The 13,200-nt window shown below is 68.5% G+C and carries 8 protein-coding genes and 7 pseudogenes; 9 read left to right on the top strand and 6 right to left on the bottom strand.

Annotated features, from left to right (window positions below):
- Nucleotides 1–222: pseudogene (locus AB0M03_RS30795) on the bottom strand (sugar phosphate nucleotidyltransferase); the annotation flags it as partial.
- Between the two features lie 2 nt (nt 223–224).
- Here AB0M03_RS30795 and AB0M03_RS30790 point away from each other — a divergent pair.
- Nucleotides 225–556 (top strand): annotated as a pseudogene (locus AB0M03_RS30790) (transposase); the annotation flags it as partial.
- A gap of 89 nt (nt 557–645) precedes the next feature.
- Here AB0M03_RS30790 and AB0M03_RS30785 read toward each other — a convergent pair.
- Together AB0M03_RS30785 and AB0M03_RS30780 are read right to left on the bottom strand one after the other, a co-directional pair.
- On the bottom strand, nt 646–1,824 hold the full coding sequence (locus AB0M03_RS30785) for an IS21 family transposase (protein ID WP_363497306.1): 1,179 nt from the start codon (nt 1,822–1,824) through the stop codon (nt 646–648).
- Nucleotides 1,825–1,923 (bottom strand): annotated as a pseudogene (locus AB0M03_RS30780) (helix-turn-helix domain-containing protein); the annotation flags it as partial.
- Nucleotides 1,924–2,824: 901 nt separating this feature from the next.
- On the opposite strand from AB0M03_RS30780, the gene AB0M03_RS30775 reads away from it, so the two are divergent.
- The 4 genes and pseudogenes from AB0M03_RS30775 to AB0M03_RS30760 all read left to right on the top strand — a co-directional run bounded on the left by AB0M03_RS30775 (nt 2,825) and on the right by AB0M03_RS30760 (nt 8,050).
- On the top strand, nt 2,825–3,589 hold the full coding sequence (locus AB0M03_RS30775) for a DUF2637 domain-containing protein (RefSeq protein ID WP_363497301.1): 765 nt from the start codon (nt 2,825–2,827) through the stop codon (nt 3,587–3,589).
- 1,542 nt (nt 3,590–5,131) lie between these two features.
- A pseudogene (locus AB0M03_RS30770) lies at nt 5,132–5,306 on the top strand (transposase); the annotation flags it as partial.
- 111 nt (nt 5,307–5,417) lie between these two features.
- A pseudogene (locus AB0M03_RS30765) lies at nt 5,418–6,979 on the top strand (ISAzo13 family transposase); the annotation flags it as partial.
- 93 nt (nt 6,980–7,072) lie between these two features.
- On the top strand, nt 7,073–8,050 hold the full coding sequence (locus tag AB0M03_RS30760; RefSeq protein ID WP_363497304.1) for an IS701 family transposase: 978 nt from the start codon (nt 7,073–7,075) through the stop codon (nt 8,048–8,050).
- Nucleotides 8,051–8,113: 63 nt separating this feature from the next.
- On the opposite strand, the gene AB0M03_RS30755 is transcribed toward AB0M03_RS30760, so the two are convergent.
- Complete coding sequence (locus tag AB0M03_RS30755) at nt 8,114–9,070, bottom strand: hypothetical protein (protein ID WP_363497298.1); 957 nt, start codon at nt 9,068–9,070, stop codon at nt 8,114–8,116.
- 384 nt (nt 9,071–9,454) lie between these two features.
- Between AB0M03_RS30755 and AB0M03_RS30750 the strand changes: the two are divergent.
- The 4 genes and pseudogenes from AB0M03_RS30750 to AB0M03_RS30735 all read left to right on the top strand — a co-directional run.
- Nucleotides 9,455–9,604: pseudogene (locus tag AB0M03_RS30750) on the top strand (IS630 family transposase); the annotation flags it as partial.
- Nucleotides 9,605–9,825: 221 nt separating this feature from the next.
- Nucleotides 9,826–10,914, top strand: a complete 1,089-nt coding sequence (locus AB0M03_RS30745) for an IS110 family transposase (RefSeq protein ID WP_363497296.1) — start codon at nt 9,826–9,828, stop codon at nt 10,912–10,914.
- 26 nt (nt 10,915–10,940) lie between these two features.
- Nucleotides 10,941–11,234, top strand: a pseudogene (locus AB0M03_RS30740) (transposase); the annotation flags it as partial.
- Between the two features lie 142 nt (nt 11,235–11,376).
- A complete protein-coding gene (locus AB0M03_RS30735; RefSeq protein ID WP_363497294.1) occupies nt 11,377–12,111 on the top strand; it encodes an alpha/beta hydrolase in 735 nt (244 codons plus the stop codon).
- Between the two features lie 237 nt (nt 12,112–12,348).
- Here AB0M03_RS30735 and AB0M03_RS30730 read toward each other — a convergent pair whose 3' ends face one another.
- Together AB0M03_RS30730 and AB0M03_RS30725 are read right to left on the bottom strand one after the other, a co-directional pair.
- Complete coding sequence (locus AB0M03_RS30730; RefSeq protein ID WP_363497292.1) at nt 12,349–12,732, bottom strand: hypothetical protein; 384 nt, start codon at nt 12,730–12,732, stop codon at nt 12,349–12,351.
- Nucleotides 12,733–13,046: 314 nt separating this feature from the next.
- The gene (locus AB0M03_RS30725; RefSeq protein WP_363497291.1) at nt 13,047–13,199 is read right to left on the bottom strand and encodes a hypothetical protein; all 153 of its coding nucleotides are present in this window, start codon (nt 13,197–13,199) and stop codon (nt 13,047–13,049) included.
- Nucleotide 13,200: the final 1 nt, after the last annotated feature.

Below are 13,200 nucleotides of genomic sequence, written 5' to 3'. Positions count from 1 at the left end.
CCGGACGAACTCCGAGGCCTGCACCATCGACACGAAGGTGCCGGTGTCCAACCAGGCCGTACCGCGGTCGAGTCGGGTCACCTGGAGCTCACCGGTCTGCAGATAGGCGTCGTTGACCGCGGTGATCTCCAACTCGCCCCGGGCGCTGGGCTTCGGACCCCGAGCGATCTCCACCACGCGGTTGTCGTAGAAGTACAGCCCGGGCACCGCGTACCGGGACTTGTATGAAGCCGGCGGCCGGGCGTCAAGACGCGCTCGACGACCAGCTCATCGGGCAGCTGGTCGACCGGACGAGGGCCGAGGGTCCGAACCTGACCGGCACCGGCGGGCTGCTGCAGCAGCTCACGAAGAAGATCCTGGAGTCCGCCCTGGAGGGCGGGCTCACCGACCACCTCGGCCATGAGAAACACGACCCGGCCGGAACCGGCTCCGGGAACTCGCGCAACGGCGCCCGCTCGAAGACCGTGCTGCCGAGGTCGGCCCGGTCGAGATGGACGTGCCGCGCGATCGGGAGGGCACGTTCGAGCCGCAGATCGTGCGCAAGCGCCGGCGGCGGCCGAGGAAGCCGCGATGACCCGCGGGAAGGCGGCCCTCAACGCCTTCGAGATCGCCTTCGAAGGCCGCCTCTCCGCAGGCCGCTGACCATCAACTGACCAGGAGATTTGCACCATTGATTTGACACTCCCCGTGGGCGCGGGCTGCCCGGGGGGGCGGGAGGCGTGTTGCGCCACTGGAGGGCGCGCGGTCCTCGTGAGCGCGACTTTGGGAGCGTCCGAGTGTGATGGCATGTCCGGGACCGGAGACGATTCGGCCGGCGCCGCGAGGCGCGAGGGTGTGGCGGGCGATGACGGCTCCCCGGGTGGTGGAGATAGACAGGTAGGGCTCGTCCAGGCGCCAGCTGACTTCGACTCCGGCGCCCACGAGGCCGGGTGAGACGGCGTAGTGGTTACCGCGGAAGGGGACGAGGTCGTGGGAGGTGACGGTCCGGGCGACCTGGATCCAGGCGGGGAACGGGGCGGGAGGCAGTGCGAGGTCGCGCTTGTCGGCATCACGGATCTCGCTGACCACGTCACCTGCGCGGTCAGGGTGTTCGACTTCCGGGTGGCGTAGGTCGAGCCAGGCGGCAAGGTGGTCCAGGCTCCCCTGCGCAGTCTGAAGGCGAGTGTCCGGGTCGACGGTGCGCCACCAGAAGTCTTCGATGGGGCGCAGCGGGTCCAGGAGGGGAGAGGGCGGGATGCTGTGGCAGGGGCAGCCGTTACTGATGGCGGTGCCGTAGTACCGGGCGACCTTGAGGAGTTCGGGTTTGACCCTGCCGTTGGTCTGGCATTTCGCTGCGGGTAGGGAGTCGAACCGCCAGGAGCAGCCGGTCCGGCCCAGACGTCTGAGAACCAGGTCGATGGCCTCGATGACCTGGGGCAGGTTCTCGTTCTCAGCAAGGGCCGCACGCCAGCGGCCGCTCGGCAGAGAACCGACCAGGACGTGGGCGTGGCTGCCGGCTCCCCACCGCGGCGGGGGCTCGGGCAGCTTCAGCCAGGTGAAGCGCAGCTCGTCGCCGTCGGCCGGCGTATCGCCGGTGTCTTGGCCCGGAGCGGTGTATCGGCACTGCGTGCAGGCGGGCCGTAGATGGTTCCTGCGCAGTGCCCGGGTGAGCGTCGAGTACCCGCCCTGGTAGCCGAGTTCGGTGATCTCTTTGAGGAGGACGGTCGCCTCAAGGTGGGGGTCGTCGCGCAGACGCTGTTGGCAGTACGGGACGTACGGCCCGAACGGGTCCTGCGGGGAGTTCCTGACGCCCGGGGTGCGTCCCCCGACGAGGTAGGACCTCACAGTCTTGCGGTCGCGGCCCAGGGACCTGGCGATCGCCGACAGTGACCATCCCTCGCTGTACAGCCTCCGCGCGTCTGCGTATTCCTCTCGGGTAAGCACCCAGGCCTCACAATCCGACCCACGCCATGTGGACGCTGAATTGATGACATCTAAAGGAGGCCGGAAATATAACACGCAATGGGGGCATGCCACGCGGAGCCATGGTGTTTTATGGCGGGCTTCGCGCCCCTTGGGGAATTTTGCAGAGCGCCTTGAGCTGCCCCCGTCAAATTTTGGGGGGATTTGATTCAGGCGCCGGCTGAAGAAACCTTTCTTCACGCCGCGCCACTCATCGGGGAATTTCGTTTAGCGCCTGCTGCGACCTGGCCCCGACACTGGGCGCCTGGACTGCGGCAAGCGGACGAACGCCCGGGCAGCGGCGGCACGATGGTCGATCGCGGATGACAGATGGGGAGTTTCACGAAGCGTTCGATCGATATTTTCACGACGGGGACATGATCTTCGTTGGCCGAATCCCTCCCCTGGATGTGATCGATCCCCCACGACGCGCCGGCCTGCGCCATCACATGGGGAGTTTGGCATAGCACGAGCGATGCTGAATATCGAATGACGCCCGTATGCCGTATACACCTACCCCTGTGCACGATCGTTGATGGAGCATGAATTCAACTCATCAGCCCAGGGAGCCGCTGCCACGCCCGGGTTCGGGTGTGAATCCACCGCGGGATCCCGTGTGCACCTTGGGGAAGTGGCTCTTCGTGCCCGACCGCGTGAACGCAGCCGGTGACGTCCGGTTCGGTTACCTGTGCCGCAACGGTGAGCGGGTCGTCCTCCAGCACTGCTCTCGCCTGCTGGCCGACTTCGTGCGGACGTTGCGCGAGTTGGAGGCCGACCTCGCCGCCCGGCTTGGTGGGGGCGAGCTGAGGCCGTCGGTGGTGGTTGACAGCGAGGCGTGGCTACCGCCTGTGTGCGAGACCGAGATGATGAAAGCGAGGGGGACATGCACGACCCAGCAGGTGACTTCTTTCTTCAGTACGGGACCATCGTCGAGAACACCGACGGCGGCTTCCGGTATGACGATGCGGCGGGGCACTGCGGTGCGGCAGGACATGACGACCCGGCGGGGCACTACGACTGGTACGGCAGTGGCGCTGCCTTCGATGCCCTGAGGTCAACGTTCACCGTGCCCGAGGGGACGGCCGACTGGCAGCCAGGCGGCACATATGTGTTTCCCCGTTCGTCCCTGCTGCAAAAAAACCCGACGCCGATGGGAGCGGAGGCACGCTCCCGCTCGCCCCGGGCCCGACGTCGCCGGGATCCTGTGGCGGCATCGTGGCCGCGGACCGTGGGCCTGGCCTTTGGAACTCTGAGCACACTGGCATTCACCACCGTCTGCCTGCTGGGATGGATGTTCTCCTATGATCCACTGCAAGACCTGGCACTCTCCCGGGCGCCAGGGACGATGGCGCGGTTGTGGCCGATCGTCGTTCTCGGGCCGTGGTTTGTGGGCTGCCTGTCCGTCCTGCGCGCCGCCGTCGACGGCCGCCGTGTGGTCCACTCCTGGTTCGTGGTGATCCTGTTCTCTACCGTCTGTGCCGGATTGTGCATCGCCGATGCGTCCCGGACGGTTCTCGACATGGTGGTGGTGGGCCTTCCACCACTCACGGCCGCGGTCTGCCTGCATCAGCTGGTGCGCCAACTCAGCTGCCGCAAGCCACCGGGCCAGCCCGCCTCCCTGCGGGGCTCCCATAGGCTACCGCGCTGACGTGCCCGGAATCCCCGGAAAACAAATTCATGTGACGATATCAGAATTATGCGAGGGTGCTGGGATCTATCCCTGCACCGGTCAGCGCCAGACGCGGACATGGTCGGCTACATACGTGAACGGGATCAGGTCCACGGGCAGCTGGTGGTACCGGCCGGCCTCGACGGACAGATTGAGGATCAGGTAGGCCGTCCAGCCTCTGCCTGTACCAGTACCGTCGGAGAAGACCTTGGTCCCGTCGCGTACCAGTCGTTGCAGGCTTCCCCATAGCAGACTCCAATCGTGACCCAGCCACCCGGGCGGACGGCGGCCGGGTTGCGGTAGGAGAACGCCGCACGGCGGAGACCGTTGGTGAGCTCCAGGACGTCCGGATTATCGGGGCGGTATTCGAACAAGTCGATCTCGTTCGTGCCGTTGTACCAGGTCCACAAAGCAGGCCACGCGCCGGGGGCTTCCAGCAGCTTGACCCGTGCCTCGACGTAGTCCCCGACCCGGACCCTGAAATCCTCGGCGGACCCCTCGGTAGTCAGCAATCCGGTGGCCCAGGACTGTCTGCCGTTCTCGAGAGTCCGCGAGCCGGCCTCGTGGTAAAGTGGCCACGCCGTCCGCCACCGAGACCGCCGATGGGGTAAGGCCAGTCCAGCTTGTCGTCGCCCGGGTTGTGGTCGCCGCACCGGTACGCGCTGGTGGCATCGCCGATCCAGCGCTTCCCCCAGACGATGGGGCCGTCGAACTCCTCGTCGAACACGAGCGACCCACTCCCGGCGGAGGGCCCGGATCGTGCGGCCACGGCCACGGCGGCAGGGCCGCCATCGTGGGTGGCGCCGGCCAGCTCCGCGACCACAAGAGCGAGCAGCGCAGCCGAGAAGGTCACCAGGCGACGGCCCGGCCTTGATATCGAGGCATGAAGGACATAGGAACACTTCCTCAAGTGGCTGGTCCGGACCGGTAGTGGCCTCCGTGCCCCTGGCGGACAGAGCCGAGGACCGGGCCGTGGATTGTGCCGGACAACAAGGGCGCAGCGTTGCGTTCCGGGATCACCACCGCGCGGCCGGAACCTGAAAACCGTCCGGCAGTTCGCGATTCAGACATTCGTACCGGTTGCCCGGTGTTGTCAACTTGTCCGTGGCAGCGGGATGAGGGCCTGCATCGACGAGCCTTTTCAGAGCGGCCATCGATCGGGTGACGGCTGGGCGGTCGCGGACCGGGGGAAGAACGGACAGGGCTCCCAGGCAGTTGAGTGAGGTATCTGTCGTCTCAACTCTTCTGCCGGAGAGCACTGTCACGGCAGCTGTAGTTCGTGATCTGTAGCGCATCGCCGCTGGTCATCGGGGTGGAGATGGCGGCAGAGATGGAACGGCCGCCACGATCGTGATCGTTTGTGACGACGAATCAAGACTCGGCGGCCGTGGAGGCAACCGTAGCCCAAGAGGTCTGGCGGGACGCCTTCGGGGAGGTGACGGGCCTGGTGGCGGGGTGTTTCCGCGCCGGGAGACGCGGCGGACCTTCGCCGAGATGACCGAGGCACTGCTGATAGGCATCGAGCGGGCGAATTGCTGGACCCTCGCGGAAGCACTGGGCCACCCGGGCCCGCACCGCTGCAGCACTTCCTGGCCCGCGCGGTGTGGGACCACGACGCCGTGCGGGACCATTTGGCTCGCTGGGCGGTACGCAACTCGCCGATGACCGGGCGGTGCTGGTCGTGGACGAGACCGGCGACGAGAAGTCCTCCACGGACGCGGTCGGCGCCGCGCGCAGTACTCCGGCGCGCTGGGGGCTTGTATCTCAATTAATGCTTGTCCAGCATGAGTTGGTGGGAGGGTGGACCATGACAGTGCGTCCGCCCGTCATCGCGTTACGGGCCAAGTTCGATCGGATCCTGCCGCATCTTGATGAGCGGCGCCGTCGGCTCTATCTGGCCAGCGAGGCTGCGGCCATCGGCCACGGCGGGATCGCCCTGGTGGCTGCCGCCTCGGGGACCAGTGCTTCCACCATCTCGCGCGGCGTCACTGAGCTGGCCGGGGACCCGGTGCCGACGCGGAGAGTCCGGGCTGCGGGAGCCGGCCGGAAGCCGTTGACGGTCACCGACCCCAGCCTGCTGGCGGCGCTCGAGGCGCTGATCGAGCCGCACACTCGAGGTGATCCCGTCTCGCCGCTGCGATGGACCACCTTGTCGCTGCGGGCCCTGGCCTCGACCCTCACGTCGCAGGGCCACTCGGTCAGTGCCGCAACCGTCGGGCGCCTGCTGCACAGCCTGGGCTACAGCCTCCAGGGCACCGTCAAGACCACCGAGGGCGCCGGCCACCCGGACCGCGACGCCCAGTTTGCCCACCTGAACGCCACGGCCACCGCCTTCCTCGACGACCGGCAGCCGGTGATCAGCGTCGACACCAAGGCCAAGGAATGGCTCGGCAACCGCGACCGGCCCGGCCGCACCTGGCGGCCGGGCAAGGACCCGATCAAAGTCGACTGCCACACCTTCACCACCAGTGACCAGCCCGTCGCCATCCCATATGGGATCTACGACATCGCCACCAACACCGGCTGGGTCAACGTCGGAACCGACCACGACACCGCCGAGTTCGCGGTCGAGTCCATACGCCGCTGGTGGCGCAACCGCGGACAGGTGCACCACCCGAACGCCACCCGGCTGCTGATCACTGCCGACGCCGGCGGCTCCAACGATCCCCGCCGCTGGACCTGGAAGAAGCACCTGGCCGCCTTCGCCCTGGAGAGCGGCCTGGAGATCACGGTCTGCCACTTCCCGCCGGGCACGTCGAAATGGAACAAAATCGAACACCGAATGTTCTGCCACATCACCGCGAACTGGCGCGGCCGACCGCTGACCAGTTACCAGGTCGTCATCGAAACCATCGCCGCGACAACCACACGCACCGGGCTGACCATCGGCGCCGAGCTGGACACCGGCAGCTACCGCCTGGGCTCCACGGTGACCGCTGCCGAGTTCCAGGCCTTGCCGATCACGCCCGATGCGTTCCACGGCGACTGGAACTACACGCTGGCACCCGTTCCGCCGCGGACCCCAGATGCGCCGGTGGCCGCTCGGCGGATCGACCCCGCCCTGACCGAGATGCTCAGCAATCCGGCCCTGACCGGCATGCCGCGGTCCGACTTCGAACGCCTGGTGGCAGTCTCGGAGCCGTACTGGGACGCCCTCGCCGAGGCCGCCTTCCAACGACGCTTCCACCGTCCGCGCAGCTACCTCCACCCGCAGACCAGCAGTCTGGACCACTACCACCGCCTCCTGACGGCGCTGTTGCGCCGCCGCAGGGCGATCACCAGCACTCTCCTGGCGGAGCTGCTGGGCGTCACCCGCACCAACCTCTCCAACCAGTTCCAGGACGGACACCGGCTCCTGGACCTGCACCGCGTCATCGTCACACCCCTGCCTGGATCGCCCGCCCGGACCCTCGAACAGCTTCGAGTTCGCTTGCCTGACGAGAACCACCAGGAAGATCGAACCTGGCAGTTATTCAGATACAAGCCCTGGGCGGGATCGGCCTGTGCCAGGTCGCCGTCCACCTGACCTACGCGAGCCGGTTCGGGCACGCGCTGCTGGACCGGGCCCTGTACCTGACGAAGGACTGGGCGGCCGACGACGAGCGCCGCGAGCTGACCGGCGTGCCCGACGAGCTGGTGTTCGCGACCAAGCCGCAGCTGGCCGCCGCGATGCTTCAGCGCGTCCGCGAGGCGGGGCTGCCGGCCCGCTGGGTGGCCGCCGACGAGGTCTATGGTGGGCGCGAACTGCGGCTGGCCGTCCGGGAGCTGGGCTACGACTACGTGATCGCCGTCCCCAAGGACCACCGCGTGGCCACCCCGGCCGGGACCTTCACCGCCGCGGCACTGCTGACCCGACTGCCCCGACGAGCCTGGCAGCGGCTCCGGACCGGCCACGGCACCAAGGGCGACCGCCACTACGACTGGGCAATGATCGAGATCGTGCCGGACGACACGCCGCCCGGCCACGACGAAGGGCACGGCTTCCTGCTGGTCCGCCGCCACCGCTACACGCGCGAACTCTCCTTCTGCCGCTGCCACTCCATCACCCCCGTCGCCCTGGCCGACCTCGTGGCGACGGTCTGCGCCAGGTGGCGCGTCGAGGAGGACTTCGCCGCCGCGAAGTCCTTGACACGACTCGACGAAGGCCAGGTGACCTGCTGGAACTCATGGATGCGTTGGAGTCTGGTCAGCCTGGTCGCGGCTGCCCTGCTGGCCGTCGCCCTCGCCCGCACCCATTCCGCGGGCCCGACGCCCGAAGCCGAGCTGATCCCGCTCACCCGCCCTGGACTCCTCACCTTGCTGCGGGCCACCGTCCTGCCCGAGCCCCGCCGCGACCTGGCCCACGTCCTGCACTGGTCGTGCTGGCGCCGCCGCCACCAGCACCGCGCAGCGGCCTGCCACCGCCGCTGGAACGAGACCACCGCTACCGCGACTGCATAACCGGCGAACCGCCAAGATCACGAACTGCACCTGCCGTGTCAGTTCACTACCCTCGAGGAGGATTCAGGCCGCGGCCCCGGTGGTCGGAGCGGGGGAGCCGAGCGTGATGGCACCCGGGACGGTCGGAGGAACGCTCGGGAGGCCGAGCGAGGCTCTGACCGCGGCCTTCTTCGTGTTGCTGCTCATGGAATGCTGGGCGGCGGACACCTCACGCTGCAGTGTGGCCGTGTCAGCCGACTGCTGCGCCGCGCGGAGATGCTGGAGCAGCTCTCTCAACTCGCCCGCCCGGTCTGCCACCGGCTGCTGGGCCTTGCCGTCCCAGGGGCAGGACTCCAGGACCTGTACCGCCGAGGTCCCCGACTGGAGGAGGGTGCCGGCCCACGCGCGGTAGGCGTCCGGGGCACGCTCCACGGCTGTGGCCGGCACGAGGGCCGCATCCACGAGGAGACGGGCCTCGGCCTCCAGATAGGCGAGCTGTTGCGGCGTCAGTCGGGACCGGTCCTGGCGCAGCGACGACGTCATCCCGCCCGTGATGTCGAACGTGCAGATCGCAATGGACCTGCCGGGGCTCTGCATGCCCGTCCGGTCCGGGTCGATGTGGCTGGGCATGACGTTGTCAGGGATCGCCCAGTCGTCCAGCGCGTAGCCGGGACGCAGCTTCTCGCACTCCCGGTAGCTCTCCGACTCCCCGCCGGGGTAGGTCGCGCCGTGGAGTTCCGCGATCGCGTAGACCTCCCCGCGGTGCGGTCGGCCGCACGGGACCCGCCACACCACCGTGACCGGCCCGAACGAGGCCCGCGTCGTCTCCCCTTCGGAGGGCGCGAAGAAGCAGTCCCCGACCTTGAGATCGAGGACGGCCACCATCCTGGGCGACGCCTCCTGGCCCGGCGTAGGCGAGCTGATGCCCTCACTCCGGTGCCCGGAGGCGAACCAGATCCCGGCGATGACCATCATCGGCGTGGCCAGCAGCAGCCCGATGCCTGTTCTGCTGCGGCTGCCCCGGCGGTTGAAGTTCGACACGGCTGACCCCCCGTCGCGCTGCGTGCCCCCACACGAATCCTGCGCAGACTGTAGCGAACCGCCGGAAGCGACGGGCCCGGAGCGCACGTACCGCGCCCGTGCGTACGACACCTCGGACGGGTGGGCGCAGACTGGGGAGGAGCGACCTGCGGGAGGTGGTCGGTCATGCGGACCCGGATGGCCTGCGGCGCGGCAGGAGCCGCGGTGTTACTCTTCGCCACCGCCTGCGGATGCGGCACCGGGAGCAGGTGCTCCCCGGTCACCACACCGCCGGCACGGCCGCCGCGACCGTGACCGCGACGGCCACCGCCACGGTCACCGAGAGTGTCGCGCGCTGACCAGCGGCAACGCATCACAGATCACGAACTACAGCTGCCGTGACTGACCACCCTGTTCGCCGCCTTCGACACCAGCAGCGGGAAGGTCATCACCTCCCTGCACCGTCGGCACCGCGCGACGGAGTTCAAGAAGTTCCTCGTCAAGATCGACCAGGAGGTCCCGGACGGCCTCGGCATCCACCTGATCTGTGACAACTGTGAGGATCATGGGGTGCCGCAGGGAGCCGGAGCCTGACCCGTGCGACAACTGGCGTCAGCTGCCTTGGTGTAGATCTGTCGGCTCCGGCGCCCTGCGGCTCTCGCCGGCGCCAGCCCGGTGGACGTGTCCCGATAGGGGCTTTGCCGCACAAAGCACCGTCACAGTCCTGACCGCCCGCCGGACCGGCATCGGCCACCAGCCCCAGTCCGAGGAGCCCCGTGACCGTCACCAGCATGCCCCAGCCGAGCCTCCCCGTGCAGCGATCCTTTGTCTCGGAGGAGGTGGTCCTCGGAGTCGACACCCATAAGGACGTGCACGTCGCCGCGGTGATCACCTCGCTGGGAGCCTCGCTCGCGCACCAGGAGTTCCCGACCACGGCTCTGGGATACCGCCAACTGGTCGCCTGGGCAAGGTCCTTCGGCGCTCTCAACCGCGCAGGAGTCGAGTGCACCGGATCCTACGGAGCCGCACTGGCACGCGTCCTGCGTCGTGAAGGTATCGAGGTCATCGAGGTCAACCAGCCCGACCGCGCCACCCGGCGCAAGCGCGGAAAGACCGACGCGATCGACGCGGACGCCGCAGCCCGCGCAGTCCTGTCCGGGCGCGCCACGACCACGCCGAAGACCGCAGACGGACCCGCGGCGGACATGCGCGTCCTGCGGCTGGCCAAAGAGTCGGCAGTCAAGGCCCGCACGCAGGCGATGAACCAGCTCAAGGCCGTCCTCCTGGCCGTCGACCCCGACCTGCGCGAGTTGCTCGCCGGCCTGACCAACACGGCCTTGATCGCCACGTGCGCGGAGCTGGCGGGCGACCAAGGCGCAGCCGTCTTCACGTTGCGCATGCTCGCCCGCCGGGTTCAGAACCTGTCCGAGGAGGTCAAAGAGCTCACCCGGCGCACGACGAAGGCTGTCCGGACCTGCCGGCCGCAGCTGCTGGAGCTCGTGGGCGTAGGGCCCGACAGCGCAGCCGTTCTGCTCATCGCCGCAGGTGACAATCCCGACAGGCTTACCGATGAGGCGTCCTTCGCGGCTTTGTGCGGGGTCGGCCCGGTCGAGCAGTCCTCCGGCAAGACCCAACGCCGGCGCCTGAATCGAGGCGGAAACCGGCAGGCCAACGCCGCCCTCTACCGCATCGTGATGACCCGCATACGCTGGGATGAACGCACCCAGGCGTACCTTCAACGCCGCACCGCCCAAGGCCTCTCGAAGCGAGAGATCATCCGGTGCCTCAAGCGCTACGTCGCGCGCGAGCTCTACCGGCTCATCCAACCAACGAGCGGGACCACCACGACGGCCTCTGTAACTTGACGAAACAATAGGGGCATCTACGGAACCACAAGACCCCGGCCATCCGTACCTGGCTGGCACAACATCCCCGGTTCCACATGCACTTCACCCCGACCGAGGCCTCGTGGATCAACCAGGTGGAGCGCTGGTTCGGCTTCCTCACCGACCAGATGATCCGCCGCGGATCCCACAAGAACGTCCAAGCCCTCGAACGCGACATCCGTAACTGGGTCAGGAACTGGAACGAGGACCCCACACCGTTCACCTGGACCAAGACCGCCGACGAGATCCTCGACTCTCTCGCCCGATTCTGCCGACGGATCTCCGGCGCAGGGCACTAGACTTCCGGAGGCCGTGCAAGAGAACGAGGAGGTGGTACCCGTGAACGCAGTATCGACATGGGTGCTCCCCTCCGGGGTCACGGTCGGGCGATAGGTCGTCGTCCGGGAGCGCCGTCTCTGAGCCCTCCCGAAAGGCACGACCGTGCAATTCACTTCCGAACAGCGCCTCGACGACGGCGTCCTCGAGCGCGAATTCACCCTCGGTGAGATCCCCGGCATCCTGTGGACGCCCGGATCCACGTCCGCACCGGCGCCGCTGATCCTGCTCGGCCACCCTCCCCTCGGGCTTCGCAAGATGTACCCCCGACTGGTGGCCCGGGCCCGGCACTCCGCGGCGGAGGGCTTCGCCACGGCCACCATCGAGCTCCCCGGAAGCGGCGACCGGCCCCGCTGGCCCGCCGTCGAGCAGGCCCGCGCCGACCTGCGCCGGGCGATGGAGGCCGGCGAGCCGGTCAGTGACGCAATCGTCGACGCCCTCGTCCTCCCGCTGGTCGACAAGGCGGTCCCGGAATGGCAGGCCGCCCTGGACGCCCTCCTTTCGCTGCCCGAGATCGGCGGCCCGGTCGGGTACTCGGGGGGAGTGATCTCCATCGGCATCCGGCTGGCGGTGGTCGAGCCGCGCATCTCGGCCGCCGTTCTGTTCGCCGGGAGTTTCGTGCCTCGCGCCGTGTTCGAGGAGGCCCGGCAGGTCACCATTCCGCTGCACGTCCTGCTGCAGTGGGACGACGAAGGGAACGACCGGCAGGCGGCCCTGGACCTGTTCGACGCCTTCGGCTCCAAGGAGAAGTCCCTGCACGCGAATCTCGGCGGGCACACCGGCGTCCCGCAGTTCGAGGGGGACGCCGCGACCCAGTTCTTCACCCGGCATCTGCGCTAGCCACGGGCCGGCCCTGCCGCCGGGCCGGTAGGCGGTAGGCGGTACCGGACAGCACACCGCTCATCAAGGACAGGCTCAGGCCCTCCGCCCTGGCGGTGGTCAGCAGGTGCACAACCGCCCCGATCGAGGCGGTACCAGCCATCGGCGGCGGTACCGGCCGGTCGGGGCGGCGCTCGGCCACCAGCGGTACGGCGCCCGTGCCCGCCCGGGCGGGCACGGGCCGGGTCGGGGTGCGGTTCAGTAGGGCAGGACGCGGACCGGGCGACAGCCGAAGAAGCGGTGGGTGCGGCCGTCGGCGGGGTCGGTGCAGGAGTCCTTGACGCAGGCTTCGGTGTCGCCGGCCTGCAGGCCGGAGGTCTCGGTGTCGAAGTGCAGCAGCATGTCGAGGTCTCCGTCCTTCACCTCGGTGTCGGGGGTGTCGGTGTGTTCGACGACGTCGACCGGATGACCCTGGCCGTGCGGTTCGGTGCTGCCGCCCGGCCCGGCGAACACCACCCGGGGCGGGCCGAAGCGCACGGTGGGCACCTGGATGCGGGTCGCGTCGAAGGCGAGCGGCAGTCCGTACTCCCCTGCGGCGGTGGTCAGCACTCCGACGGTGACCAGTCCGCGCGGGACGGTCACCGGGCTGGGGAGGGCGCCCTGGGGCTCGATGTCGATCGCGACCGGAAGGACACAGTCCGCGGTGAACTCGGTCGGCCGGTGGTTGTTCGCCGGTTCGGGGTCGCTGTCGCCCTCCCGGGCGGGGGCGATCGTGGCCGTGAACCGCGCCCGGTCGTGGCCCTGGTGAACGAGATCCTCGCCCTCTGGGACCGTCCCCCGATCACCGAGGCCGTCATCGACGGCGACCTCGGCCCCCCTGCCATAGCACTCACGTCCGACAAGGGCATCTGCCAGCAGCCATCAACCACCCCGTCATAACAGGCGACAACCAAACTTCACCGGGCAACGACACCGTCTTTCACCACCACGCCACCAGCACCAACCAGCACACCGGGGCGCTGAAACAGGTGACGCACCACCACTGCAACCCACACGCCGCATATCAGAAAGGCGACGGCCTGCACCACACGGTGCAGGCCGCAGGCCACA

The sequence above is a fragment of the Kitasatospora sp. NPDC051914 genome (assembly GCF_040680995.1).
GTDB lineage: Bacteria > Actinomycetota > Actinomycetes > Streptomycetales > Streptomycetaceae > Kitasatospora.
The sequence above is the reverse complement of the archived record's forward strand: the minus strand, read 5'-3'. Positions and strand labels throughout refer to the sequence as shown.